We start from the raw sequence: 24,227 nt of genomic DNA, 5'->3' as shown, positions 1-24,227 counted from the left end.
CCGCCAGACGGCGACGCGGGTGGCCGATGACGTGCTGCTCGACGCCGCGCGCTCGTGCGTGCTGGCCGTCGGTGTGCGCCGCACCACACTCGCCGAGATCGCCCGGACCGCGCGCGTCAGCCGGATGACGGTGTACCGCCGCTTCCCGGACGTCCGCAGCGTGCTCGCGGCCCTGATGACCAGGGAGTTCAGCGGGCTCCTGCGCACGGCGACCGAGCGCGGCGCGGAGGCGGCGCACAGCCGCGAGCGGCTCGTGACCATCGCCTCGGCCGGGGTCCGCGCGCTGGCGACCGACCCGCTGTTCCGCACGCTGCTCGACGTCGACCCCGAACTGGTGCTGCCGTACATCGTGGAGCGGCTCGGCGGGACCCAGAAGTTCGCCGAGCAGGCGTTGCACCACCTGCTGGAGGCCGGTCACCAGGACGGCTCGATCCGGCGGGCACCGGTCGCGGCGCAGTCCCGGGCGGTGCTGCTGGTGGTCCAGTCGTTCGCGTTCTCGCTGCGGCCGGCGACGGTGGACGTGACCGAGGCGGACCTGATGGCCGAGTTCACGCACGTGCTCGACGCGGCGCTGAAGCCGTGAACTCCGGCTCGCTCAACGCGCGGCGCCGCGAACGTGAGCTCGCGGAGCTGGCCGCGGGTGAGCGTGTCGACGTCGTCGTGGTCGGCGGCGGGGTCACCGGGACCGGGATCGCTCTCGACGCCGCTTCGCGCGGGCTGTCCGTTGCCCTTGTCGAGGCCCAGGATCTTGCTTTCGGGACTTCGCGGTGGTCGTCCAAGCTGGTTCATGGCGGGCTTCGGTATCTCGCCCATGGTGAGCTCGGGCTGGCACATGAGAGCGCTGTCGAGCGCGGGATTCTCATGATGCGCACCGCGCCGCACCTCACTCGGGCCATGCCTCAGCTTTTTCCTCTCTACCCCAGTACTTCCCGGGTTCAGGAAGCCATCGTCTCGGCTGGACTTCGGGCTGGGGATGGTCTTCGGCGGGCTGCTCGTACTCCTTCTTCGGTGCTTCCTCGGCCTCGTTCGATTCCCGCCGCCGAGGCTTTGGCTTTGGCTCCTGGGCTTTCCGCGCGTGGTCTTCGCGGTGCCTTGCTGGCCTATGACGGTGCTTTGACCGATGACGCTCGGCTGGTCGTCTCCCTGGCTCGCACGGCGGCTTCCTTTGGCGCTCGGATCCTGACCCGGGTTTCGGCTTCTTCTCTTTCCGCTGATCGAGTGCGGGTTCGGGACGGGGTTTCCGGTTCTTCTTTTGACATCCACGCTCGGCAGGTGATCAACGCTACTGGCGTTTGGGCCGGGACGTTGACCGGATCTGTGCGGCTGCGGCCTTCGCTCGGCTCTCATCTCGTGCTTGCCCCTGGGACCGTTCCGATGGGGACCACCTCCGTCAACATCGGGGTTCCCGGGGAGACCAACCGGTTCGTCTTTCTTCTTCCTCAGCCGGATGGGCGGGTCTATCTCGGGCTTACCGATGAGCCCGTTTCCGGGGACATCCCTGATGTTCCTTCCGTTCCTGAGTCCGATGTGGACTTCCTGCTGTCGTTGGCTTCCTCAGTACTGGCTCAGCCTCTTACTCGGGACGATGTCGCTGGGTCTTATGCCGGGTTGCGGCCGTTGGTGGAAGGTGGTGGGCGGTCGGCCGATCTTTCTCGGAAGCATGCCGTTTTGGCTGGTTCCGATGGGTTGCTGACCGTCGTTGGGGGAAGCTCACCACCTATCGGCGGATGGCTGAGGATGCCGTTGATGCCGCCGTTCGGTTGGCCGGGCTTTCCGCTTCTCCCTGTCGGACCTCGCGGTTGCCGTTGCTCGGGGCCGCTCCGCGGGCGAGTCTCGCCCTAGTCGATGCTCCTCCGCGGATGGTTTCGCTCTATGGGACCGAGGCTCCTCGGGTAGCCGCCTTGGGCTCGTTGGATGCCGAGTTTGCTGCTCCCGTGGCTTCCGGGACCGAGATCACCGCTGCTGAGGTTGTTTGGGCCGTCCGGAATGAGGGGGCTCTCGATGTCGCCGATGTCCTGGAGCGTCGGACTCGGTTGGCCCTCATTCCCTCTGATGCCGAGGCTGCCGCTCCTCGGGTTGCCGAGCTTGTCGACAAGTCGCTTGCCGGGCTTGGGTGAGTCTGCCTCGGGCCTCCGCTGGCCGGTCCGTCGTGGGCGGCCAGCGGCGCTGCCGCCCGGCAGTCTATGTCTCTCGTCTGTGGACACCCAGCCTTGATGTTCTCTTAAGTTGACGACCCGTTGGGTTTTTGCAACAGTAAGTTCATGAGTCCGGTCAGACGTGGCAAGGAGCTGCCGATCTACAACCGGCTCCCCGTGCTTCGCGCCGAACGCGGGATGAGCCGGGCCGCGCTTGCCTCCGCCGTCGAGGTCAACCCGCAAACCATCGGTGCCCTCGAACGTGGTGACCACTATCCGAGTCTCGATCTGGCCTTCCGGATCTGCGCCGTCTTCGACCTGCCTGTCGAAGCCGTCTTCAGCCGGGAGCCCTTCACGCCCTTGTCCACCCAGGTCTACCGCGAGGGGGGAGCATGACCGAACAGCGAGGCCGGCTCGCGGCCTACTGGGAACGGCAGCTCGACAAGCTCGATGAAAAAGAACTCGCCCGCGCTCGGAAGCTGCCCGGGTGGCGCGATCGGCGCCACCGGCGGCCACTCGCCGTCGCCCTTGGTGCCGCTGATCTCGTTCTCATCTGCGGGGCCTGCGTTTTCACCCTCGTGAACGACTGGGTCTTCACCGGGCTGTGGGCCGGGAGCCTCGTCTTCGGCGGCGTTGTCTTCACGCTGCTGCGGATCCTCACCGGCCGGATGACCGGGAGCTTCTCGCGGCTGCTCGACGAACGGGAACGCGAGTGGCGGCACCGGGTCACCTTCGTGGCCTACCAAACTCTTGTCTGGCTCATGATCCTCGCGCTCGTCTACGGCCTCGTCGTCGCGCGCGCTGAGGATGGCGGGATCCGTGGCGCCATGATGCTTTCCGCGCTGCTCGCCGCCGGGAGCACGCTCCCGCAGATCGTGCTCGGGTGGTCGCTGCCGGATGACGATCCCGATGACTTCGCAGAGGGGATGGGGAATGACTGAGGGGACACTGGAGATCGACCGGATCTCCAAGCGCTACGGCGCCAAAGTCGCGCTCGACGGCGTCTCGTTCGACGTCCGCGCCGGGGAGCTCTTCGGCTTCGTCGGCAGCAACGGTGCCGGGAAGACCACCACCATGCGGATCGCGCTCGGCGTGCTCGCCGCCGATGGTGGGGAAGTCCGGTTCGGGGGCCGGAAGATCACCCACGAGACCCGCACCCACATCGGCTACATGCCGGAGGAACGCGGGCTCTACCCGAAGATGAAAGTGCTCGACCAGCTCGTCTACCTCGCCGAGCTGCACGGCCTCAGCGCCAACGAGGCCCACCGCAACGCCGAGAACTGGATCGGCAGGCTCGGCCTCGCCGAACGCCGCAAAGACGAGGTGCAGAAGCTCAGCCTCGGCAACCAGCAACGCGTCCAGCTGGCCGCCGCGCTCGTGCACGATCCCGCCGTGCTCGTCCTCGACGAGCCCTTCTCCGGCCTCGACCCGCTCGCCGTCGACGTCATGAGCGGTGTCCTGCGGGAGAAGGCCGCCGCCGGGGTGCCCGTTGTCTTCTCCAGCCACCAGCTCGACCTCGTCGAACGGCTCTGCGACCGGGTCGGGATCATCCGCAGTGGACGGATGGTCGCCGTCGGGACCGTCGCCGAACTGACCGCGGGCGGGGGCAGCAAGCTCGTCGTCACCGCTCCCGGTGCGCAACCTGGCTGGGCCGCCGGGCTGCCCGGGGTTCGCGTGCTCGAAGAGGGCGCCACCACCGTGCTCGGGCTCGACCCCAGCGCCGACGACCAGGCCGTGCTCGCCGCCGCGCTGGCGACCGGGCCCGTCACCGAGTTCAGCCGGCGCCGCCGGTCGCTGACCGAGCTCTTCCGCGACGCCGTGTCCGACAAGGGGGAACGATGAGGACGTTGAGTGGACGGCGGGCCGTCTGGCTCGTCATGAAGCGCGAGCTGAACACGCGGCTGCGGACGCGGTCCTTCGTGATCGGCACCGTCGTGATGCTCGCGCTGCTGCTCGGCTACGTCGGCTTCCAGTCCGCGCTGGCCGGGTCGGCCGACAAGAGCACCGTCGGGCTCACCGGGCAGGCCATCGGGATCGCGCAACAGCTGCAGACGCAGGCGGCGCGCTCCGGCCAGCAGATCTCGACCGTCACCATCACCGATCCCGCCGAGGGCCGCAAGAAGGTCGAAGACGGCGACCTCGACGCCCTCGTCTCCGGCAGCGCGGCGAAGCTGACCGCCACCTACAAGTCCACTTTGGACAAGCAGCTGCGCACGGTGCTCGACCAGGTGGCGCAGCAGCAGGTGCTCGACGGCGTCCTGTCGTCCGCACAGCTCGAGCCCGCCGAGGTGATGGCCCAGGTCAACGGCACCCACGTGCAGGACGACGCGCTCTCCCCGGAACCGGCCGACCACACCGAACGGCTCGTCGTCGGGCTGATCGTCGCGTTCCTGCTCTACATCAGCATCATCACCTACGGGATGATGGTCGCCCAGGGCGTCGTCGAAGAGAAGTCGAGCCGGGTCGTGGAGATCCTGCTCGCCAGTGTGCGGCCGTGGCAGCTGTTGCTGGGCAAGGTGATCGGGCTCGGCCTGGTCGGCTTGACGCAGCTGGTGATCCTCGCCGGCGCCGGTCTGGTCGCGGCGTCCGCGACCGGGGTGTTCAGCCTGTCCGGTTTCGCGGGCGGCGCGCTGCTGTGGGGTCTGCTCTGGTACCTGCTCGGCTTCCTGCTGTACGCGACGATCTACGGCGCGCTGGGCTCACTCGTCTCGCGGCAGGAGGACACCCAGTCCGTGGTCGGGCCGATCAACATCGTGCTCATCATCGGGTTCGTCGCCGGGTTCAACCTGCTGCTGCAGGACCCGTCCGGCTCGGCGGCCAAGGTCATCTCGCTCATCCCGCTGCTCTCGCCGATCCTGATGCCCGCGCGGATCGCGACCGGCGCGGCGGCGGGCTGGGAGATCGCGCTTTCCCTCGGGCTGACCGTCGCGCTCGTCGCGCTGCTCACCTGGCTGGGCGGCAAGATCTACGGCAACAGCGTCCTGCGCATCGGCAGCCGCATCAAGCTTTCCGAGGCCCTGCGCGGCTGACCGCTCGTGAGTGTTTAGGGCGGTTAGAACCGCCCTAAACACTCACGACGTGATCGCGCCGTAGCGCTCCAGGGACACCTGGCGCTCGTGGGCGTGGTCGACCACCGGCTCCGGGTAGTCCGCGGGGCGGTCCTTCAGCTGGTGGACCGCCTTCCCGGCGACCGAGCGCAGCTCCGGCACGTACTTGCGGACGTAGTCGCCCTTGGGGTCGAACTTCTCCCCCTGCGTCGTCGGGTTGAAGATCCGGAAGTACGGCGCCGCGTCCGTGCCGCAGCCCGCCACCCACTGCCAGTTCAGCTGGTTCGACGCCAGGTCGCCGTCGACGAGGTGCTTCATGAAGTGCCGGGCGCCCCACCACCACGGCAGGTGCAGGTCCTTCACCAGGAAGCTCGCCACGACCATCCGGACGCGGTTGTGCATCCAGCCCTCGGCGAGCAGCTGCCGCATCCCGGCGTCGACGATCGGGTAGCCCGTGCGACCCGCGCACCACCGCTCGAACGCCTCCCGGTCGTCGTCGTACGCCATCTTGTCGAAGCGCTTGTCGTAGTTCTCGCGCGCGGTTTCCGGGCGGTGCCACAGGACGTCGGCGTGGAACTCGCGCCAGCAGATCTCGCTGCGCAGCGACTTCGCGCCGACGCGGTCGTCGCCCGCCAGGTCCGCCAGAATCGTCCGCGGGTGGATGTTCCCCCACCGCAGGTACGGCGAAAGCCGCGTCGTGCCTTCGCGGTCCGGGCGATCGCGGTCGGCGTCGTAGGTCTCGATGCCGTCTTCGAGGAAGTCGTGCCAGACGTCCAGAGCGGCTTGTTCGCCCGGCTCGGGCAGGGTCGCCGAGACGCGCGGCGGCGTCGGGATCTTCAGCGACCGAGGCGGTTCCACCCAGTCCACAAGGGACGGTCCGGTGTCCGCGGGCGAATGCCAGCCCCGCGCGGTCCAGGCGCGGTAGAACGGCGTGAAGACGCGGTACGGATCGCCGTCCGGCTTCGTGACACGCCCCGGCGTCACGGCGTACGGCGAGCCAGTCTCGACCCAGTCGATGTTGTGCTCCGCCAACGCCTTCGCCACGGCGGCGTCCCGGCGGCGACCGTACGGCCCGGTGTCGGCGCTGACGTGCACCGCCGCGGCGCCGATCTTCTTCGCGGCCCGGACCACCTCGGCCGCCGGTTCGCCACGGACCAGCATCAGCCGTCCGCCGAGCTGCTCGTTCAGCTTTTCGAGGCAGCCGTAGAGGAACGCCTCACGCGGCGCGCCACCGGGCTTCAACAGCGCCTCGTCGAGGACGTACAGCGCCAGAACGTGCTTGCTGTGGCGGGAAGCCTCCAGCAGCGCGGCGTGGTCGCCCAGCCGCAGGTCGCGGCGGAACCACAGGACAACCGGGGCTTCGCGGGTCACGACGGACAACGATAAGCGCCCCGCCGTGCGGGTGCACGACGGGGCGCTTGCCGGAGAAACTCAGCGCTCGTTCATCGGGACGTAGTCCCGCGAGGCGTAGCCGGTGTAGATCTGCCGCGGGCGGCCGATCTTGGTGGCCGGGTCGTTGATCATCTCGCGCCAGTGCGCGATCCAGCCCGGGAGCCGGCCCAGCGCGAACAGCACCGTGAAGAACTTCGTCGGGAAGCCCAGCGCCCGGTAGATCAGGCCGGTGTAGAAGTCCACGTTCGGGTACAGCTTGCGCGAAACGAAGTAGTCGTCGGAAAGCGCGACCTCTTCGAGCTTCTTGGCGATGTCGAGCAGCTGGTCGCCGCCCTTCAGCTTGCCGAGGATCTCGTCCGCGGTGTTCTTGATGATCTTCGCGCGCGGGTCGTAGTTCTTGTAGACCCGGTGCCCGAAGCCCATCAGCTTCACGCCCTTTTCCTTGTTCTTCACGCGCTCGACGAACTTGGCGACGTCGCCGCCGTCGGCCTGGATGCCCTCGAGCATGTCCAGCACCGCCGCGTTCGCGCCGCCGTGCAGCGGGCCGAACAGCGCGTTGATGCCCGCCGAAATCGAGGCGAACAGGTTCGCCTCGGACGAGCCGACCAGGCGCACGGTCGAGGTCGAGCAGTTCTGCTCGTGGTCGGCGTGCAGGATGAACAGCAGGTCGAGCGCCTTGACGACGTCCGGGTCGACGTCGTACGGCTCGGCCGGGAAGCCGAACGTCATCCGCAGGAAGTTCTCGACCAGGCCGAGCGAGTTGTCCGGGTACAGCAGCGGCTGCCCGACGGACTTCTTGTACGCGTAGGCGGCCAGGGTCGGGACCTTGGCGAGCAGCCGGATGGTGGACAGCTCCACGTTCGGTTCGTCGAACGGGTTGAGCGAGTCCTGGTAGAAGGTCGACAGCGCCGATACCGCGCTCGAGAGGACCGGCATCGGGTGCGCGTCGCGCGGGAAGCCGCTGAAGAACGCCTTCAGGTCCTCGTGGAGCAGCGTGTGGCGCTGGATCTTCTCGGTGAAGTCGGCCAGCTGGGCCTCGGTCGGCAGCTCGCCGTAGATGAGCAGGTACGAGACCTCGATGAAGGTCGACTTCTCGGCCAGCTGCTCGATCGGGTAGCCGCGGTACCGCAGGATGCCGGCGTCACCGTCGATGTAGGCGATGGCGGACGACGCGGCGCCCGTGTTGACGAAACCGGGGTCGTAGGTGATGTACCCCGTCTGCGCCAGCAGCTTCCCCAGTTCGATCCCGGGCGCGCCCTCGACCGGGTGGACGATCTTGAACTCGTGCTCGCCACTCGGCAGGGTCAGCTTCGCGGTTTCGCCGCCGGACTGCCCCGCAGTCGTCGCGTCGGACATGCAAGTCCCTCTCACGTTGGGCACGGGCCGGCGGCGCCTGTACGTTCCACAGGTAGCCACGTGTTCACGCGAGGAAACACTGGCGCCTCGCTGCACACCGCCCCGCTGGGGTATGAAGAATGCCCCTCAACGTTAGTCGAGAAACCTGCTTTCGCGCAGCGGTGACGTTGCTCCTGAGGGCCCCTTTGGGACCAGGTTCACACGGTGGATGCCATGTCGGCCGACGTCGGCGGCTCGGCCCCGCTGCGGGACACCGTGATGGACGCCGCTTTCGCCGCGAACGCGAGCGCCTCTCGCCACGCGTCCGCGTCGAGGGAAGCCAGGTCGGCGGCCTCGTGGGTGTGCAGCCAGGCCAGCAGCGCGCCCTGGACGGTGTCGCCGGCGCCGATCGTGTCCACCACGGTCACCTTCCGCGACGGGACGTGGGCCAGCTCACCTGCGGCGGTGATCACCGCGAGCCCGTCGGCGCCGCGGGTGAGCACGACGGCGTCCACACCGGACTCGATCCACGACTTCGCGGCGGCCACCGGGTCGGCGCCTTCGGTGAGCCACGCGGCGTCGTCGTCGGAGATCTTCAGCAGCCGGACATCCGGCAGCCAGGACGCGAACCGGGCGCGGTAGGCGGCCGGGTCGGTGATGAGCGCCTCGCGGATGTTCGGGTCGAGCACGGTCAGCACGCCGCGGGCGGCCTCACGCCGCAGCATCGCCTCGTACGCCGAAGCGCCGGGTTCGAGGACCATGCCGAGCGTGCCCAATGAGAGCGCGGTCACGTCCTCCGGCAGCGGGCCGGGATCCGCGACGAGCCGGTCGGCGGTGCCCTCGACGTAGAACGTGTAGCGCGCGGCGCCCTTCGCGTCGAGCGCGACGACGGCCAGCGTCGTCGGTTCGTCGCCGCGCTGCAGCAGGGCGGTGTCGACGGCGGAGGCGTGCAGGCGCTCGACCATCGCTTCGCCGAAGCGGTCGGTGGACACGCGCGACAGGAACGCCGTCGGCACGCCGAGGCGGCCGGCGGCCAGCGCGACGTTGTAGGGCCCGCCGCCCAGCCGCGGCAGCAGCGCGCGCAGCCCACCGTCCACAGTGGAATCCAGGGGGTCGCCGGGAACCAGGTCGACCAGAGCTTCTCCGCCTACGACGATCACGCGGGGAGTTTATCGAGTGACGGGTGACAATTCCTGTCCGCTATTTGTTCAGCCCGCCGAGCAGCAGTTCACCCAGTGCGGTGAACGCCTCGGCGTCGGAGACGTCGGTGCGCCGTCCGAGCACACCGGTCTGGATGCCCTCGACGATGAGCCCGGTCATCTCGGCGACCAGCCGGGCGTGCACGTCGCGGAACACCCCGTCGGCGACGCCCTTGTCGATGAACTGCCGGATGCGCTTCGCCGCGAACCGGCTGTTGAGCTGGTAGGCCTCGCGGGCCGGGCCGAACTCGGCGAGGTCGCGCATGAACGTCGCGGACGCCCGGTTCAGGTGCTCGGAGACGCCGGCCAGGTACTCGCCGATGAGCTTGCGGGCGTCGTCGATGCCGTCGATGCGCTCCTCGATCCGCTCGGCGGCGCCGCGGAAGAACTGGGTGACGACCTTGACGGCGAGCTGCTCCTTGCTGGGCGCGAGGGCGTAGAGCGTCGACTTCGAACAGCGCAGCCGGGCGGCGAGGTCGTCGAGGGTGAAGGCGGCGAAGCCCTCGGCGAGGAAGAGCGCCTCGAGGTCGGCGAGCAGGGCGCGCTGGCGCGCGGTCGGCCGGCGGCGGGGTTCGGGGCGCATCGGCTCACTATCTCCTACGTCTTCCGGCCACCCCAGGCCTGTCGTACTGTACTCTGAATCAGCCCACAGTACTGTTTTCAGTACAGTTTTGGAGGACGACGATGCCCGCCGAACGCCTGCTGCCCTCTTCGGAGGCCGAGGCTCTGGTCGACTTGGCCAGGGAGATCGCCCGCGACGAGCTGGCCCCGCGCGCGGCGGCGGCTGAGGAAGCGGAGCAGTTCCCGCGCGAGCAGTTCCGCCTCCTGGGCAAGTCCGGCCTGCTGGGGCTGCCGTACGCGGAGCGGTGGGGCGGCGGCGACGTGCCGTACGAGGTGTACCTGCAGGTCCTGGAGGAGATCGCGGCGGCGTGGATGACGGTCGGCGTCGGGCTCTCGGTGCACACGATGTCCTGCTACGGGCTGGCGCAGTGGGGCACGGACGAGCAGCGCGACGAGTGGCTGCCGGAGATGCTCGAGGGCGGGCTGCTGGGGGCGTACGCGCTGTCGGAGACGCAGGCGGGCTCGGACGCGGCGGCGTTGGCGACGCGCGCGCGGCTCGACGGCGACGACTACGTCGTGAACGGCACGAAGGCGTGGATCACCCACGCGGGGGTGGCGGACTTCTACACGACGATGGTCCGGACGGGCTCGGAAGAAATCTCGTGCCTGCTGGTCCCGGCCTCGACTCCGGGTCTTTCGGCGGCGCCCCGCGAACGCAAGATGGGCCTCACCGGGTCTCCGACGGCCCAGATGATCTTCACGGACGCCCGGGTGCCCGCATCGCGGCGGCTGGGGTCGGCTGGCGACGGGCTGCGGATCGCACTGTCGTCGCTGAGTTCGGGACGGCTGGGGATCGCGGCGTGCGCGGTGGGCCTGGCGCAGGCGGCGCTGGACGAGGCGGTGGCGTACGCGAAGGGCCGATCGCAGTTCGGCCGCCCGATCATCGACTTCCAGGGGGTCGAGTTCCTCCTGGCCGACATGGCGGCGACGGTCGAGTCGTCCAGGGCTTGTTATCTGGACGCGGCCCGGCGGCGGGACCGGGGGATGCCGTTCCAGCGGCAGGCGTCGATCGCGAAGCTGGTCGCGACCGATGGGGCGATGAAGGTGACGACGGACGCGGTGCAGGTGCTCGGCGGGGCCGGGTACACGCGGGACTTCCCGGTGGAGCGGTACATGCGGGAGGCGAAGGTGCCGCAGATCTTCGAAGGGACGAACCAGATCCAGCGGCTGGTCATCGCCCGGGAGCTGAAGAAGGCTTAACCGGTCGAGGGAGCGGTGTCACACGCGCGGTACAGATAGCGTTACTCATGGTTGCACTGAGCCGTGGGACAATATCGGGCGACGTGAGGAGACGCTGTGACTGCACTTCCCCAGCCGCACCCTGCTCGCCGGTGGGAGATCCCCGATCACCTGCTGACGATCGAGGAGTACGCGGCGCTCGGTGAAACCGACACAGGTTTCACCGAGCTCGTGGAGGGTCGCGTCGTGATGTCGCCCAGTCCCAGCAGAAAACACAACAAGGCGGCATACCTGCTGGGCCGGCAACTGGAATCCCAGCTACCCCCGGAACTCGATTTCACTCCGGACATCGATGTGGACCTTGGCTTGGCTCCTCGCGGTGAACCGGGATTTTCGCGCCGCCCCGACCTGCTGATCACCTACCGCGAGGCGAGTGCTCGCGTGGATGACGAAGACGACATGTATCGCGCCGACGAGGTGGTCGTGGTCGTCGAGATCGTCTCGCCAGGCTCGAAACGCACCGACTACCAGGTCAAGCATGATGAATACGCTGATGCCGGGATCCCGCACTACTGGATCATCGACACGTGCGATCCCATCTCGCTCGTCGCCTGCCACCAGGCCGGAGAATTCGGCTACCTCGACGCCGCCGCGGTCACCGGGACCTTCACCACCGAAGTCCCGTTCCCGGTCAAGATCGACCTCGACGCGCTCCTCGACTGACTTGATCGGACGGCACGCCGGAACCGCCCGGTAACCGGCGTGCCGTCCGAAACTCAGCGGGCCTCGCGGTACCGGCGGTCTTTCGACACGCCCTCGCCCAGCGACTCGTCGAAGTGGTAGACCTCGTCACCCCGGACGAACACCCGCAGCGCGCGGTTCATCACGTCCAGCGGGTCGCCCGACCACAGCACCACGTCCGCGTCCAGGCCCGGCTTCAGCGACCCGATCTGCCCGTCGAGACCCAGCATCGACGCCGGGTTGATGGTCAGCGAGCGCAGCGCCGTCGCCGGGTCGAGGCCGTCCTTCACCGCCAGTGCCGCCTGGTACACCAGGAAGTTGATCGGGATCACCGGGTGGTCCGTCGTGATCGCGATCTTCACGCCCGCCCTGGCCAGGATGCCCGCCGACCGCAGCGTGCGGTTGCGCAGCTCGACCTTGGACTTCGTCGTGAACAGCGGCCCCAGGATCACCGGCACCTCGCGGTCGGCCAGCAGGTCCGCGATCAGGTGCCCTTCGGTGCCGTGGTTGATCACCAGCTTGTAGCCGAACTCGTCGGCCAGGCGGATCGCCGTCACGATGTCGTCCGCGCGGTGGACGTGCTGGTCCCAGTACAGCTCGCCGTCGAGGACCTTCGACAGCGTCTCCAGCGTCAGGTCCACCTCGTGCGGCTTGCCCTCGGACTCCGCGTGCGCGCGCTTCGCCTGGTAGTTGCGGGCCTTCGTGAACGCCTCGCGCAGGATCGCCGCGACCCCCAGCCGCGTCGACGGCGTCTGCTTCTTGTCGCCGTACACGCGCTTCGGGTTCTCGCCGAGCGCGCTCTTCACGCTCACGTGCTCCGCGAACGTCATGTCCAGGATGCTGCGGCCCCACGTCTTGACGCCGATCGTCTGGCCGCCGATCGGGTTGCCCGACCCCGGCTTGATGACGACGCTCGTGACGCCGCCGGCCAGCGCGTCGTCGAAGCCCGGCTCGTACGGGTCGATGCCGTCGACGGCGCGGAAGCGGGCGCCGTTCGGGTCGGTCATCTCGTTGGTGTCGTTACCCGACCAGCCCTCACCCTCCTCGTGGACACCGAGGTGGGCGTGCGCGTCGATGAAGCCCGGCAGCACCCAGGTGCCCGCCGCGTCGACCAGCTCGGCGTCCTCCGGGATGTCGACGTCGGCCTCGGCGCCGACCGCGACGATCCGGCCGCCGTCGATCAGGACCGTGCCGCCTTCGATGGGTTCACCGTCGATGGGGACGACGTAGCCCCCGACAATTGCCTTCGCCATAGTTCGCCACGCTAACGAACTCGCTCAGGCGCCTCCGACGCGGGCCTTCTCGAAGTGCACCAGCTCGTGGTTGTTCTCCGGTGTCCGGTGCGTCTCGCGGTAGCCGAGCTTGCGGTACATCGCCTGCGGCCCGACGCTCTTCGACCCGGTGAACAGCCGGAAAACCGTCACTTCGGGCGGCGCCAGGCCCTCGGCGGCCAGCAGCAGCGCCCGGCCGAGCCCCTGCCCCTGCCGGTCGGGCGCGACGACGAGCCTGCCGACCATCCCGACCGCGCCCGACACGGTCAGCCGCACCGACGCCACCAGCCGGCCGTGCTCCCGGAAGCCCCAGGACAGGCACGACTCGAGCGCCGCCCGTGCCTCGTCGAGCGTCTCCAGCAGGGGCGGCAGGTCCCAATCGTCGTGCGCGCGGGCTTCGGTGACGTACGCGGCGCGTTGCAGCGTCAGCACTTCGCCCGCGTCGGCGACGCCGAGGCGAAGCGGCTTCACCGGACCCGGATGCCCCAGCTGCCCGTCCACGACGACGCCGGCTCGAGCTCGATCAGGTCGGTACCGGTGTTGAGTGCGTCGGCCGGGCAGGTCATCGGCTCGATCGCGACGGCGCGGCCGCGGCCGACGAGGTCGTCCGGCGTGAACACCTGCGCCCAGCGGAAGTCCGGGCCGGTCCAGACCACCAGCTGCTGCTCCTCGTGGGCCAGCACGATGTGGTGCTGACCGTCTTCGGCGGCCGACAGCCCGCCGAACGCCGTGTCCAGGTCGACGCCCGCCAGCACGCGGCCGCCGCGGAAGTCGTACTCCGTGCCCTCGACGTCCTGCTCCGGCGCGTACGGCAGCTGCTCGTCGCCGCGGTACGGCCGGACGCGGCTCGCGGGCAGGGTGAGCGTCAGCTCGTCGGTCGGAACGTCGCCGATCCGGAAGTACGGGTGCGTGCCGACGCCGACGCCGATCGGCTGCTCGCCCTCGTTGCGGATCTCGTGGGTGACGGTCAGCTCGCGCGGCGCCACCTCGTAGGTCACGGTCGCCCGCAGCGGCACCGGCCAGCCGGGCTGCACCTCGACGTCGACGGCCAGGGTGATCGACGACTCGGCGTGCTCCAGCAGCTCCCACTCGAGGTGTCGGGTCAGGCCGTGGATGGCGTTGCCGCGCGCCTCCTCGGTGATCTCGAGCTGCTGCTCCTCACCCTGGAACGTCCACTTGCCGCCCTTGGTCCGGTTCGGCCACGGCAGCAGCACCTGCCCGGCGCCCTTCGGCGGCTTCGCGCCTTCGGGGAACTCCTCGACGTACGGCACTCCGCCGACCTCGAAAGCGCGCAGGCCGGCGCCGATTTCGGTGACGACGGCGCGCGCGTTGCCGCGGGTGATCTCGAACTGCTGACCGGTCGGGTTGCCCATGCGCACGACCTTACCGAGCCGCGAACTTACTAGACCGGTCGTCATAGTTTGAGCTACAGTCGGCGTCATGGTCCGTCGCACCGACACGCGGCAGCGGATGCTCGACACCGCCGCCGACCTGTTCCAGACCCAGGGCTACCACGCCACCGGCCTCACCCAGCTGACGACGGCGGGTGGCGCGCCGAAGGGGTCGCTCTACTTCCACTTCCCCGGCGGCAAGGAGCAGCTCGCCGCCGAAGCCGTCCGGCTTTCCGGCGAGCGCACGGGCGCGCTGCTCGAGGCGATTCTCCGTGACGCTCCCGACGCCGCGACCGCGATCGACCGCGCCGTCGACGCGTTGGCGGATTTCCTGACCGAGTCGGACTTCCAGCGCGGGTGTCCACTCGCGACGGTCGCGCTCGACGCCGCCGCGGCGAGCGAGCCCATCCGCGAGGCCTGTGTGGACGGCTACGCGTCGTGGCACGGCATCATCGCAGACCACCTTGCCGGGAAAGGACTTCCCGCCGAACGAGCGGACGAGCTGGCCACCGTCGTGCTCGCCACGATCGAAGGCGGGCTGCTGTTGTCCCGGACCCGCCGGGACGTCGCGCCGCTGCGCGCCGTCGCCACCCACCTGCACGCGACCCTCGAGAGGGAGTTCTCCTGATGCGCGTCCACCACCTGAACTGCGGCACCATGCGGCCGCTCGGCGGCAAGCTGGTCGACGGCAGGCCGGGCCTGTTCCGGCGCGCCACCATGGTGTGCCATTGCCTGCTGCTCGAAACGGACACGGGACTCGTGCTGGTCGAGACCGGCATGGGCACGCCCGCCGCCGTCGACCGCGTCGCCTGGCTGGGCGCCGGGTTCGTCCGCCAGTCGAACCCCCTGGCCGATCCGGAGCAGACGGCGATCGCGCAGATCCGCGCGCTCGGCTTCGACCCGGCCGACGTCCGCGACATCGTGCTGACCCACCTCGACCTCGACCACGCGGGCGGCCTGATCGACTTCCCGTGGGCGCGCGTGCACGTCTACGCCGAAGAACTGCGCGCGTTCACCGAGCCGCGCGACGCCGCCGAACGCGGGCGCTACCGCCGGATCCAGTTCGCGCATGGTCCACAATGGACGTCCTATGCGGACACCGGCGAGCCGTGGTTCGGCTTCGAGGCCGTCCGGCAGCTCGACGGCCTGCCGCCGGAGATCCTGCTGGTCCCGCTGGCCGGGCACACGCGCGGGCACGCCGGGATCGCCGTCGACACCGGCAGCGGCTGGCTGCTCAACGCCGGTGATTCGTATTTCTTCCACGGGCAGGTCGACCCGGCGGCGCCGCACGTCCCCGCGGGGCTGAAGTGGTTCGAGGGCCGGATGGAGACGGTGAAGGGCGCGCGACTGGACAACCACCGCCGTCTGCGCCAGCTTGTTCAGGAGCACGGCGACGAGGTGACCGTCTTCGCCGCGCACGACGAGACCGAGTTCCGCCGGCTGAGCACCAGGAGCAGGGTATGAAGGTCCACCACCTGAACTGCGGATCGATGCGGCCGCCGGGCGGCAGGCTGCTCGACGGCGAGCCCGGGCTGCTGCGGCGGGCCGAATTGGTCGCCCACTGCCTGCTCATCGAAGCCGGCGACGACCTGGTGCTGGTCGACACGGGGTTCGGCACCCAGGCCGTGGCGCGGCCCGGCGAGTGGCTGGGCCGCCCGTTCATGGCGATGGTCGGTGCCCGGGTGGAAGCCGCCGAGACGGCGGTCGCGCAGATCAAGGCGCTCGGCTTGGACCCGGCCGACGTCCGGCACATCGTGGCGACGCACCTCGACGTCGACCACGCGGGCGGGCTGGCCGACTTCCCGAACGCGGTGGTGCACGTCCGGGCCGACGAGCACCGCGCGGCGACGGCACCGGCGAACGCGGCCGAGAAGAACCGCTACCGGGCGATCCAGTTCGCGCACCGCCCGCTGTGGAGCACCTACGACGAGACGGGCGAACCGTGGTTCGGCTTCGACGCGGTCCGCTCGCTGAAGGGCCTGCCGGAGGAGATCCTGCTGGTCCCCCTGACGGGCCACACGCGCGGCCACACGGGCGTCGCGATCGACACCGGCGACGGCTGGCTCCTGCACGCCGGCGACGCGTACTTCTTCCACGGCCAGCTGGACCCGGTCGCGCCGCACTGCCCGCCGGGGCTGACGGCGTTCCAGAACATCGTCCAGACGCTGCGCGGGCCGAGGCTGGAAAACCTGGCTCGGCTGCACGAACTGGCGCGCGAGCACCAGGACGAGGTCACGGTGTTCTCCGCGCACAGCCCGGTCGAGCTGGCGGCGTTGCGCCGCTGAGCGTCAGCTGGCGTCGAGCGCGGTCTTGACCAGCGGCGCGATCTGCTCCGGCTTCATCTTCGCCGGGCCGGTGTAGTTGATCAGCACCGGCGTGCCCGCGACGAGCTCGGCCGAGGCGAGGGTGGCCGTCTTCTGCTCGTCGACGTAGTAGACGGCGCCGTTCGGGAAGCCCGCGACGTCCTGCGCGCCCGCCTTGGCCTTCTTGATGGAGGCGACCATGTCGGCCGGCTTGGCCTCGCGGCCTTCGTAGCGGGTCACCGCCAGCGCGCCCGCGGCCTTGCCGTCCAGCTGGTACTCGCAGCTGCGGGCCTTGCCGCCGCTGGCCGCGTTGTCCTGCACCGGGCCCGGCACGGCCTTGAGGTTGTCGAGGAAGAGTGCCTTCGACACGGCTTCGGCGGGCAGCAGCGCGCACGGGTCCAGCGCGGCCGCCGACGCGGGCTTCGAGCTGGGCGCGGGCTTCGGAGCCGCGGACGACGACGGCGCGGTCGAGGGCTGGTCGCCCGACGAGCACGCGGTCAAAGCGGCGAAAGCGACCATTACGACAGCCAAGGTACGCATGTCCCGCACCTTAGTCCGAACGGCCTACGCGGTCGGCGCCCGGTACCGCCAGAACGCGGGCAGAGCGAACATCGAGGCGCAGACGAGCACGATGACCAGCACACCTCCGACGGACGCGGCGGCCGTCGTGCCGAACGCGGCGGCGCCCCAGCCGTGGGTGAGATCGGCGATCCGGGGTCCGCCCGCGACCACGACCGTGAAGACGCCCTGGAGCCGTCCGCGCATCTCGTCGGTGGTCGCGACCTGCAGGATCGCCATCCGGTAGACGGCGCTGACCATGTCCGCGGCCCCGGCGGCGGCCATGAAGACAACGGCGAGCCACAGCGAGTGCGCGAGCCCGAAGGCGGCCACGGCGGCGCCCCAGGCGCAGATCGAGATGACGACGGCGACGCCTTGGCGGTGGATGCGCGTCAGCCAGCCGGAGAAGAGGCCGATCAGCATGGCGCCCAGGGGAAGGGCGGCGTAGAGCCAGCCGAGCGCGGGGCCGCCGCCGGGCGGGTCGCCGAAGGTGCGTTCGGCCATCTCCGGGATCAGCGCGCGCGGCATGCCGAAGACCATCGCGATGATGTCGGCGACGAAGGAGGCTAGCAGGACCTTCTGGGTGGCGAGGTACTTGAAGCCGTCGATGACGTCGCCGAGACCGGCGCGGCGCGAGGGCCCGTTGAGCGGCGGGATCGCGGGCAGCCGCCAGACGGCGAAGAGCGTGATGGTGAGGGCGACGACGTCGATCAGGTAGAGCGTCGAGAGGCCGAGGACGGGGATGAGGGCCCCGGCGAGCAGCGGCCCGAAGACGGCACCGAAGGTCGACATGGTGGTGTTGAGCGCGTTCGCCGAGGGCAGGAGTTCGGCGGGCACCAGCCGCGCGACGACCGCCCCGCGCGTGGGCATGTTGATGGCGAAGAAGGCCTGGTTGACGGCGAGCAGGCCGAGCACGAGCCAGACGGAGCCGAACTGCGCGAAGGCCTGCAGCCAGAGGAGGGCGGAGGTGATGGCGACGCCGACGTTGGTGACGAAGAGGAGCTTCCGCCGATCGACGGCATCGGCGACGGCCCCGCCCCAGAGCCCGAAGACGAGCAGCGGAACGAGGGCGACGAGCCCGGTGAGGCCGACGTAGGCGGAGGACCCGGTGAGGTCGAAGACCTGCTTGGGCACGGCGACGGCGGTCAGCTGGGTGCCGACGGCGGTGACCACAGTGGACAGCCAGAGCCGCCGGAAAGCCGGGATCTTGAGCGGCCGGGTGTCGACGATGATGCGGCCGAGAAGCCCACGAAGGCCCGAGCGGGGCGGCATGGTCCCCGGTTCACCAGTCACGACACATCAGCTTAGCGGGGCTAACTATCCCGGGTCAGGTGATTTTCGTCGCGGCCCAAGCGCCCCAATGGGGTTGTTTCATCGTGGTTTGTGCTGGTCAGGTCGGGTTGGTGGTGTGTGGTAATGCTCAGGCCGGGTCTGGCCGGGCGGCGTCGCGGATGCTCTGCTCGTGCTGGGTCAGCACGAGCAGAGCCCGCAGCAATGTGGTGGCGTGGCGGGTGTCGAGGCGGAGCTTGCCCAGGATCCGCCAGGCCTTGAGGGCGGCGAAGCCGCCCTCCACCGCGCACCGCATCGCCGCGAACACGGCGTTCGCCTGCTTCTGGGCCTTGCTCAACGGCCGCCGGGTCTCGGCCTTGTAGGGAGTGAGCACGACGTGTTCACATGCTCCGCCGCAGGTGTCGCAGGCTGAGCTGTCGCGGACGTCTTTGTGCCAGCCGTGGAAGCCCTTGTCCCCGGCCGGGGACAAGCCATAGGTGTGCAGGCGTTCCCGGATCCGTAACCGGCGAGCGGCGGTGATGTCGGCGGTCTTGCCCGGCAACGCCGCCGACACCCACAGCAACCGGCCGTTTTCGTCGGTCAAGGCGAGCACGACCAGCCCGTGGTGTTTGTGTTTGCCGTTGTAGTTGGCCCGGTTCGCTTTTCCGGTGCGGCGGCGGGTCCGGATCAGGGTGCCGTCCACCAGCACCACCTCCGCACCCCGGGCGGCCTGGCGACGCAAGACCCGGTTCAGGCGGGTGGCGCGGGCGGCGAGCAGGGTGATCGCTTCCAGCACCCATCGCCGCACCGTGGACGCCGATACGCCCATACCGCCGCCGAGGTGAGCCAAGCGCTGGTCGTCACGCAGCACGGCGAGCACCACGAGTGCCTGGTCGGCGGGACCGGCTTTGCGCCAGCGCGAACGCAGCCGACGCCGATGGGTGCGGATCAGCCCGGCCAGCATCTGCAGGGTCGACTGCGAGAGCGGAAGGACAACCTGGTAGGAAATGGGCTCGAAGCCCTCGGCGGGTTGTTGACTCACATCTCGATCTTGCCGAGGGCTTCACCCGTCTCCAGGGCCGCCACGCCGGGTCCCGACCCCACTCCCTTGCCACCACAGACAACCACCCACCACCCAGCGCCCCGACCAGCCACAACCAGGATGAAACAACCCCAATGTGGCCTTCGGTGCGTGAGACGCAACCAAGGCGGCCTTCGGTGCGTCTGACGCAACCAAGGCCGCCTTGGGGCGCTTGAAACCCGGCCCCAGACTCAGGGGGCGACGCGCTCGATCTGCCAGCCGTCGTCGTTCCGCACGTACCGCAACCGGTCGTGCATCCGGTCCTCGCGCCCCTGCCAGAACTCGACCAGATCCGGCCGGATCCGCCAGCCACCCCAGTGCGGCGGCGCCGGGATCTGCTCGACATCGGCGAACCGCCGCTCGATCCCGCTCAATGCGTTGTCCAACGCCCGGCGCCCATCAACCACCCGGGACTGCGGCGAGGCCCAAGCCCCCAGCTGCGAACCCCGCGGCCGCTGGGCCCAGTACTCCGCCGTCTCCTTGACGCCGACCTTCTCGACCTCGCCGCGCACGTGGACCTGGCGGTGCAGCGCGTACCAGGGGAACGTCACCGACGCGTACCGCGTCGCCGTCAGGTCGTGGCTCTTCGCCGATGTGTAGTTCGTGTAGAACACGACTCCGCGGTCGTCCAGGCCCTTGCACAGCACCGTCCGGGACGACGGGCGGCCCTCCGCGTCCGCCGTCGCCAGGACCATCGCGTTCGGCTCGGGGATGCCGGCCGCCACGGCCTGGTTCAGCCAGCCCTGCAGCTGATCGGTCCAGGTGGCCGCCAGCGCGGATTCGTCGAACGCCGCCCCGTCATACGCGACGCGCATTCCGGGCAGGCGCACCACGGCGTCTTCCACCATGTCCTCGATCTCCGGCATCATCGCCAAACCTCCACGCCCGGTCGGGGCATCAGTCGACTTCGGCTCTAGGCACGTTAGGGCCTTCCGAGCTGCGGCGGAACCCACTGAACGGTGACACCCGCCACCTCAACGCGTTACCGCTGGACAACAAGCCGTAACCCGTGCGTTACCCGCCGGACCAGGATCGATACAGGAAAGTCCTACCTTCGGCGCGTTCCCCACCACCCCCGGAGGCAGGCATGACCGAGACCCTGTCCAACGCCGGAGAAAGCGCTCCGCCGAAACGCCGCTACGCCCCGCTCGCGGCAAACGAAAACCGCGAAGACTACTCGCTGCGCTTCGCCGCCCATTCGTTCCGGAAATGGTCACCGTTCGTGGTCGCGACGACGGCGCTGGGCGGCATCGCCTACCTCGCCGACTTCGCGATCGGCGCCAGCATCGTCCTTTCCTACGGCTTCACCTCCGGCGTCCTCGCGATCCTCGCCGCGGCCGTCGTCATCTTCGCGACCGGCGTGCCCATCGCCGCCGCGTGCGCGAAGTCCGGAGTGGACATGGACCTGCTCACCCGCGGGGCCGGCTTCGGCTACTTCGGGTCGACGCTCACCTCGCTCGTCTACGCCAGCTTCACCGTCATCTTCTTCTCGCTCGAAGGCTCGATCATGGGCCAGGCCTTCGAGCTGGCCCTCGGCATCCCGCTGCCCGTCGGCTACCTGCTCGCGACGCTCATCGTGCTGCCCTTCGCCCTCTACGGCATGGGCGCGGTCGCGAAGATGCAGACCTGGACGCAGCCACTGTGGATCGCCGGGCTCGTGCTGCCGTTCGCCGTCGTGCTGGTCCGGGAGCCCGGCAAGTTCGCCGAATTCACCCACTTCGGGGGTACCGAGGGCGCCGGGGCCGGGTTCTCCGCCGTCGGCTTCGGCTTCGGCATGGGGGTCGCGCTGTCGCTGATCGGGCAGATCGGCGAGCAGGCCGACTACCTGCGGTTCATGCCCGAGAAGACGGCGGAGAACAAGCGGTCGTGGTGGGCCGCGGTGCTGGCCGCCGGGCCCGGCTGGGTCGTGCTCGGTGCCGCGAAGCAGATCGGGGGCGCCCTGCTCGCCTTCCTCGCGCTCGGCGTCGTCGGGAAGACGCACGCGCTGGAGCCGATCGCGCCCTACCTCGAAGCGGTCAAGCCCGCGCTCGGGCCGGTCGCGCTGACCTTCGCCGCGCTGTTCGTCGTCGTCTCGCAGATCAAGATCAACACGACGAACGCCTATTCCGGCTCGCTGTCGTTCGCGAACTTCTTCTCCCGCGTGCTGCACCGCCACCCCGGCCGCGTCTGGTACGTGCTGGTCAACTGCGGCATCGCGCTCGCGCTGATGGAGTTCGGCGCGTTCGGCTTCCTCAACAAGATCCTCGGCTTCTACTCGAACGTCGCCATCGCGTGGATCGGCGCCGTCTGCGCGGACCTGGTGATCGCGAAGCCGCTCGGGCTCTCGCCGCGCTACGTCGAGTTCAAGCGGGCCTACCTGCACAAGATCAACCCGGTCGGGTTCGGCTCGATGCTGGTCGCGTCGGCGGTGTCGATCGTCGCGTACTTCGGCGCGTTCGGGGAGTTCCCGGCGGCGTTCAGCCCGCTGCTCGCCCTGGTCATCGCCATCGTGCTGGTGCCGACGCTCGCCGTCGCGACGAAGGGGAAGTACTACCTGGCGCGGGAGAACACGGTCGCCGCGCCGGGCGCCGATCTCCGCGCGACGCACACCTGCTCGGCCTGCGGCGACCCCTACGAGCTGCCGGACGTCGCGGACTGCGCGAAGCAGGACGGCCCGATCTGCTCGCTCTGCTGCACGCTCGACAGCACCTGCCACGACGTGTGCCAGACGACCGGCCCGGTCGCGCTGGGCCTGCCGACGGTCCGCCCGGCGTGAAGTCCGTGAAGGCCCTCCACCCCCCGGCGGAGGGCCTTCACGTGGGCCGGTCCCCCATCCGGCTCGACTCCTTCACGCTCGGGGCGGCGCCGGGGTTGCCCGCGATTTCCGAGATCTTTTCCGGCCGCATGATGGCCGCCAGCATCAGCGCGCGCAGCTCGGCGCCGACGGCCTCGACCGGCAGCGGCGGCTCGTGCGCCTGCCACTCGCGCAGCAGCCCGGTGGCCGCGCCGACCAGGGCGATCGCCGTCAGCCGGTAGTCGCGGTCGGGCGCGACGCCGTGTTCGGCCGCGCGCCGCGCTTCCGTCTCGATGAACGTCGCCCAGCGGTCGACCCAGACCTGGTGCTGCTCCTCCAGCTCGGCGCTGACGCCGACCGCCTCGACGTAGTTGAGCCGCGGCAGCCGCGGGTCGACGGTCACGGTGTCGATGAAGACGTCCAGCAGCGTCGCGATGCGGGTCATCGCGTCGGCGTCGGCGACCGCGTCGAGCGCGGCGGTGACGTGGTCGAGGGCGAGGCTGTTGATCCGGTCGTGGAGGGTGCGGAGGACGTCCTCCTTGCCCGTGAACTCCTCGTAGAAGTTGCGCGTCGACACCCCGGCGCCGGCGCAGACCTCGGTGATCTTCGTGTGCCGGAAGCCGGCCGAGGTGAACAGCTCCAGGGCGGCCGCGAGCAGCCGCTCGCGGCGGTCGGCCCGGCGTTGTTCGGGAGCGACGCCGCCGTACGTGCGAGCCACCGGTTGTCTCCTCCTTCTGAGGGATTGCCAGATCCTACCCGGCTGCGTAAGTTGTGAAAATCTCGATTACCAAACACCGGAGGCAACGATGCTTCGTCGGTTACTGGTCGCCGTCACCCTCCTCTTCGTGGCGGCCGCGCCGGCCGCGCACGCGGATCCCGGCGTGTTGCTTTCGCAGCAGCCGACCACGGTGTTCGTCGGGCCGTTCCCCGCGCCGGTCAAGGCGTGGCACCTCGTGTACCGCTCGACGTCGGCGACCGGCGAGCCGAACGCCGTCTCCGGCACGCTGCTGGTGCCGCCGACGCCGTGGCCGCGCGGTGGCCCGCGGCCGCTGATCTCGTACGCGGTGGGCACGCACGGGCTGGGCGACCAGTGCGCGCCGTCCAACCTCCTGGCCCACGGCATCGAGAACGAGAGCGCGTTGCTGACCCAGGCGTTGTCGCAGGGCTGGGCGGTCGTCGTCACGGACTACGAAGGACTCGGCACGCCGGGGACGCACACGTACGCGGTCGGGCAGTCGGAGGGCCGCGCGGTGCTCGACGCGGCGCGCGCGGCTTCCCGCGTGCCCGGCGCCGGATTGTCGGCGTCAGGCCCGGTGGGCGTGTTCGGCTACTCGCAGGGCGGCCAGGCGGCGGCGTGGGCGGCGGAGCTGCAGGCGACATACGCGCCTTCGCTGAACGTCGTCGGGGTGGCGGCCGGAGGTGTCCCGGCGGACCTGAACGAGGTGTTCCGGTTCAACGACGGCGGCGCGGCGTTCGGCCTGGTCCTCGGCGCGGCCACGGGCTTCGCGGCGGCGTACGACGACGTCCCGTTCGAGTCGATCCTCAACGACCGCGGCCGCGAGGCGGTGGCCCGGGTGTCCCAGGCGTGCACGGTCGAACTGGGCGCGGCGGCGCCGTTCGCGCACCTGCGCGACTTCGTGACGGTGCCGGACCCGATCCACGAGCCCCATTGGCAGGCGCGGCTGGCGGAGAACTATTTAGGGACAACGGCACCGAAGCCGCCGGTGTACCTGTACCACGGGACGCTGGACGAGCTGATCCCGTTCAGCGTCGGCACGGCGTTGCGCGACCGCTGGAAGTCCCTCGGCGCGAAGGTGACGTGGCAGGAGTTCCCGCTGCTGGAGCACATCGCCGGGGTGTCGGTCGGCGGCCCGGCGGCGATGACCTGGCTGGGCACGAAGTTCTAGAACTGTCGGCCCCTCCCGGTAGCGT

Annotated in this window: 24 protein-coding genes and 1 pseudogene; 13 read left to right on the top strand and 12 right to left on the bottom strand. The window is 69.8% G+C overall.

The genetic code is table 11. From position 1 onward, the window contains the following. Positions 1-19 precede the first annotated feature (19 nt). From QP939_RS18845 to QP939_RS18820, 6 genes and pseudogenes are all read left to right on the top strand, one after another. Complete coding sequence (locus QP939_RS18845) at positions 20-583, top strand: TetR/AcrR family transcriptional regulator (RefSeq protein WP_285459786.1); 564 nt, start codon at positions 20-22, stop codon at positions 581-583. Continuing rightward, positions 580-2,117, top strand: a pseudogene (locus QP939_RS18840) (glycerol-3-phosphate dehydrogenase/oxidase). The gene QP939_RS18845 and the pseudogene QP939_RS18840 overlap by 4 nt, the downstream one beginning before the upstream one ends. A 144-nt stretch (positions 2,118-2,261) precedes the next feature. Beyond that, complete coding sequence (locus QP939_RS18835) at positions 2,262-2,531, top strand: helix-turn-helix transcriptional regulator (protein WP_285458092.1); 270 nt, start codon at positions 2,262-2,264, stop codon at positions 2,529-2,531. Further along, positions 2,528-3,076 (top strand): hypothetical protein, encoded by a 549-nt coding sequence (locus QP939_RS18830; protein ID WP_285458090.1) that lies wholly within the window; start codon positions 2,528-2,530, stop codon positions 3,074-3,076. Before QP939_RS18835 ends, QP939_RS18830 begins: the two co-directional genes overlap by 4 nt. After that, on the top strand, positions 3,069-3,977 hold the full coding sequence (locus QP939_RS18825; RefSeq protein ID WP_285458089.1) for an ABC transporter ATP-binding protein: 909 nt from the start codon (positions 3,069-3,071) through the stop codon (positions 3,975-3,977). The genes QP939_RS18830 and QP939_RS18825 overlap by 8 nt, the downstream gene beginning before the upstream one ends. Next, entirely contained in the window at positions 3,974-5,164 is a 1,191-nt protein-coding gene (locus QP939_RS18820) for an ABC transporter permease (RefSeq protein ID WP_285458088.1), read from the top strand. The genes QP939_RS18825 and QP939_RS18820 overlap by 4 nt, the downstream gene beginning before the upstream one ends. Positions 5,165-5,206: 42 nt before the next feature. On the opposite strand, the gene QP939_RS18815 is transcribed toward QP939_RS18820, so the two are convergent. From QP939_RS18815 to QP939_RS18800, 4 genes are all read right to left on the bottom strand, one after another. Then, entirely contained in the window at positions 5,207-6,553 is a 1,347-nt protein-coding gene (locus QP939_RS18815) for a cryptochrome/photolyase family protein (protein WP_285458087.1), read from the bottom strand. A 60-nt stretch (positions 6,554-6,613) separates the two neighbouring features. Then, positions 6,614-7,930 carry a citrate synthase gene (locus tag QP939_RS18810; protein WP_285458086.1) on the bottom strand — a complete coding sequence of 439 codons (1,317 nt, stop codon included), beginning with the start codon at positions 7,928-7,930 and terminating at the stop codon, positions 6,614-6,616. A 197-nt stretch (positions 7,931-8,127) separates the two neighbouring features. Beyond that, positions 8,128-9,069, bottom strand: a complete 942-nt coding sequence (locus tag QP939_RS18805; protein ID WP_285458085.1) for a carbohydrate kinase family protein — start codon at positions 9,067-9,069, stop codon at positions 8,128-8,130. Positions 9,070-9,109: 40 nt separating this feature from the next. Continuing rightward, on the bottom strand, positions 9,110-9,691 hold the full coding sequence (locus QP939_RS18800; protein ID WP_285458084.1) for a TetR/AcrR family transcriptional regulator: 582 nt from the start codon (positions 9,689-9,691) through the stop codon (positions 9,110-9,112). Between the two features lie 101 nt (positions 9,692-9,792). Between QP939_RS18800 and QP939_RS18795 the strand changes: the two genes are divergently transcribed. Both QP939_RS18795 and QP939_RS18790 read left to right on the top strand, forming a co-directional pair. Then, positions 9,793-10,929 carry an acyl-CoA dehydrogenase family protein gene (locus tag QP939_RS18795; RefSeq protein WP_285458083.1) on the top strand — a complete coding sequence of 379 codons (1,137 nt, stop codon included), beginning with the start codon at positions 9,793-9,795 and terminating at the stop codon, positions 10,927-10,929. A 96-nt stretch (positions 10,930-11,025) separates the two neighbouring features. Beyond that, positions 11,026-11,631 (top strand): Uma2 family endonuclease, encoded by a 606-nt coding sequence (locus QP939_RS18790; RefSeq protein WP_285458082.1) that lies wholly within the window; start codon positions 11,026-11,028, stop codon positions 11,629-11,631. A 53-nt stretch (positions 11,632-11,684) separates the two neighbouring features. Here QP939_RS18790 and QP939_RS18785 read toward each other — a convergent pair whose 3' ends face one another. From QP939_RS18785 to QP939_RS18775, 3 genes are read right to left on the bottom strand one after another with little or no spacing between them, the layout of a single operon-like run. Beyond that, positions 11,685-12,902, bottom strand: coding sequence for an amidohydrolase (locus QP939_RS18785; protein WP_285458081.1), 1,218 nt, complete (start codon positions 12,900-12,902; stop codon positions 11,685-11,687). A 24-nt stretch (positions 12,903-12,926) separates the two neighbouring features. Further along, positions 12,927-13,421, bottom strand: coding sequence for a GNAT family N-acetyltransferase (locus QP939_RS18780; RefSeq protein WP_285458080.1), 495 nt, complete (start codon positions 13,419-13,421; stop codon positions 12,927-12,929). Beyond that, positions 13,388-14,293, bottom strand: coding sequence for an aldose 1-epimerase family protein (locus QP939_RS18775; protein WP_285458079.1), 906 nt, complete (start codon positions 14,291-14,293; stop codon positions 13,388-13,390). The genes QP939_RS18780 and QP939_RS18775 overlap by 34 nt, the downstream gene beginning before the upstream one ends. 67 nt (positions 14,294-14,360) lie before the next feature. Between QP939_RS18775 and QP939_RS18770 the strand changes: the two genes are divergently transcribed. Genes QP939_RS18770 through QP939_RS18760 form a run of 3 tightly spaced genes read left to right on the top strand, consistent with a single transcriptional unit; the run spans position 14,361 to position 16,596 of the window. Beyond that, the gene (locus QP939_RS18770) at positions 14,361-14,939 is read left to right on the top strand and encodes a TetR/AcrR family transcriptional regulator (RefSeq protein ID WP_285458078.1); all 579 of its coding nucleotides are present in this window, start codon (positions 14,361-14,363) and stop codon (positions 14,937-14,939) included. Next, the gene (locus tag QP939_RS18765) at positions 14,939-15,775 is read left to right on the top strand and encodes an MBL fold metallo-hydrolase (protein ID WP_285458077.1); all 837 of its coding nucleotides are present in this window, start codon (positions 14,939-14,941) and stop codon (positions 15,773-15,775) included. Before QP939_RS18770 ends, QP939_RS18765 begins: the two co-directional genes overlap by 1 nt. Continuing rightward, complete coding sequence (locus QP939_RS18760) at positions 15,772-16,596, top strand: MBL fold metallo-hydrolase (RefSeq protein WP_285458076.1); 825 nt, start codon at positions 15,772-15,774, stop codon at positions 16,594-16,596. The genes QP939_RS18765 and QP939_RS18760 overlap by 4 nt, the downstream gene beginning before the upstream one ends. A 3-nt stretch (positions 16,597-16,599) precedes the next feature. On the opposite strand, the gene QP939_RS18755 is transcribed toward QP939_RS18760, so the two are convergent. The 4 genes from QP939_RS18755 to pdxH form a co-directional block, all read right to left on the bottom strand. Beyond that, complete coding sequence (locus QP939_RS18755; protein ID WP_285458073.1) at positions 16,600-17,154, bottom strand: DUF3558 family protein; 555 nt, start codon at positions 17,152-17,154, stop codon at positions 16,600-16,602. A gap of 24 nt (positions 17,155-17,178) precedes the next feature. Beyond that, positions 17,179-18,444: an MFS transporter gene (locus QP939_RS18750; protein ID WP_285459785.1), complete on the bottom strand. Its 1,266-nt coding sequence runs from the start codon at positions 18,442-18,444 to the stop codon at positions 17,179-17,181. A gap of 148 nt (positions 18,445-18,592) precedes the next feature. After that, positions 18,593-19,483 carry a transposase family protein gene (locus tag QP939_RS18745; protein WP_285448834.1) on the bottom strand — a complete coding sequence of 297 codons (891 nt, stop codon included), beginning with the start codon at positions 19,481-19,483 and terminating at the stop codon, positions 18,593-18,595. 230 nt (positions 19,484-19,713) lie between these two features. Further along, positions 19,714-20,391: a pyridoxamine 5'-phosphate oxidase gene (gene pdxH, locus QP939_RS18740; protein ID WP_285458071.1), complete on the bottom strand. Its 678-nt coding sequence runs from the start codon at positions 20,389-20,391 to the stop codon at positions 19,714-19,716. Between the two features lie 218 nt (positions 20,392-20,609). On the opposite strand from pdxH, the gene QP939_RS18735 reads away from it, so the two are divergent. Beyond that, complete coding sequence (locus tag QP939_RS18735) at positions 20,610-22,277, top strand: purine-cytosine permease family protein (protein WP_285458070.1); 1,668 nt, start codon at positions 20,610-20,612, stop codon at positions 22,275-22,277. Between the two features lie 37 nt (positions 22,278-22,314). Here QP939_RS18735 and QP939_RS18730 read toward each other — a convergent pair whose 3' ends face one another. Beyond that, the gene (locus tag QP939_RS18730; protein WP_285458069.1) at positions 22,315-23,013 is read right to left on the bottom strand and encodes a TetR/AcrR family transcriptional regulator; all 699 of its coding nucleotides are present in this window, start codon (positions 23,011-23,013) and stop codon (positions 22,315-22,317) included. Positions 23,014-23,101: 88 nt separating this feature from the next. On the opposite strand from QP939_RS18730, the gene QP939_RS18725 reads away from it, so the two are divergent. Next, positions 23,102-24,202 (top strand): lipase family protein, encoded by a 1,101-nt coding sequence (locus QP939_RS18725; RefSeq protein WP_285458068.1) that lies wholly within the window; start codon positions 23,102-23,104, stop codon positions 24,200-24,202. Positions 24,203-24,227: the final 25 nt, after the last annotated feature.

Source organism: Amycolatopsis nalaikhensis (assembly GCF_030264295.1).
In the GTDB taxonomy this organism is placed as follows: Bacteria; Actinomycetota; Actinomycetes; order Mycobacteriales; family Pseudonocardiaceae; genus Amycolatopsis; species Amycolatopsis nalaikhensis.
The sequence above is the reverse complement of the archived record's forward strand: the minus strand, read 5'-3'. Positions and strand labels throughout refer to the sequence as shown.

Bases quoted from the DNA above. Each gene is read 5' to 3' on its own strand.
- QP939_RS18835 (WP_285458092.1), top strand. From the start codon at position 2,262: ATGAGTCCGGTCAGACGTGGCAAGGAGCTGCCGATCTACAACCGGCTC.
- QP939_RS18830 (WP_285458090.1), top strand. From the start codon at position 2,528: ATGACCGAACAGCGAGGCCGGCTCGCGGCCTACTGGGAACGGCAGCTC.
- QP939_RS18825 (WP_285458089.1), top strand. From the start codon at position 3,069: ATGACTGAGGGGACACTGGAGATCGACCGGATCTCCAAGCGCTACGGC.
- QP939_RS18820 (WP_285458088.1), top strand. From the start codon at position 3,974: ATGAGGACGTTGAGTGGACGGCGGGCCGTCTGGCTCGTCATGAAGCGC.
- QP939_RS18810 (WP_285458086.1), bottom strand. From the start codon at position 7,930: ATGTCCGACGCGACGACTGCGGGGCAGTCCGGCGGCGAAACCGCGAAG.
- QP939_RS18800 (WP_285458084.1), bottom strand. From the start codon at position 9,691: ATGCGCCCCGAACCCCGCCGCCGGCCGACCGCGCGCCAGCGCGCCCTG.
- QP939_RS18795 (WP_285458083.1), top strand. From the start codon at position 9,793: ATGCCCGCCGAACGCCTGCTGCCCTCTTCGGAGGCCGAGGCTCTGGTC.
- QP939_RS18785 (WP_285458081.1), bottom strand. From the start codon at position 12,902: ATGGCGAAGGCAATTGTCGGGGGCTACGTCGTCCCCATCGACGGTGAA.
- QP939_RS18775 (WP_285458079.1), bottom strand. From the start codon at position 14,293: ATGGGCAACCCGACCGGTCAGCAGTTCGAGATCACCCGCGGCAACGCG.
- QP939_RS18770 (WP_285458078.1), top strand. From the start codon at position 14,361: ATGGTCCGTCGCACCGACACGCGGCAGCGGATGCTCGACACCGCCGCC.
- QP939_RS18765 (WP_285458077.1), top strand. From the start codon at position 14,939: ATGCGCGTCCACCACCTGAACTGCGGCACCATGCGGCCGCTCGGCGGC.
- QP939_RS18760 (WP_285458076.1), top strand. From the start codon at position 15,772: ATGAAGGTCCACCACCTGAACTGCGGATCGATGCGGCCGCCGGGCGGC.
- QP939_RS18755 (WP_285458073.1), bottom strand. From the start codon at position 17,154: ATGCGTACCTTGGCTGTCGTAATGGTCGCTTTCGCCGCTTTGACCGCG.
- QP939_RS18750 (WP_285459785.1), bottom strand. From the start codon at position 18,444: ATGCCGCCCCGCTCGGGCCTTCGTGGGCTTCTCGGCCGCATCATCGTC.
- pdxH (WP_285458071.1), bottom strand. From the start codon at position 20,391: ATGATGCCGGAGATCGAGGACATGGTGGAAGACGCCGTGGTGCGCCTG.
- QP939_RS18735 (WP_285458070.1), top strand. From the start codon at position 20,610: ATGACCGAGACCCTGTCCAACGCCGGAGAAAGCGCTCCGCCGAAACGC.
- QP939_RS18725 (WP_285458068.1), top strand. From the start codon at position 23,102: ATGCTTCGTCGGTTACTGGTCGCCGTCACCCTCCTCTTCGTGGCGGCC.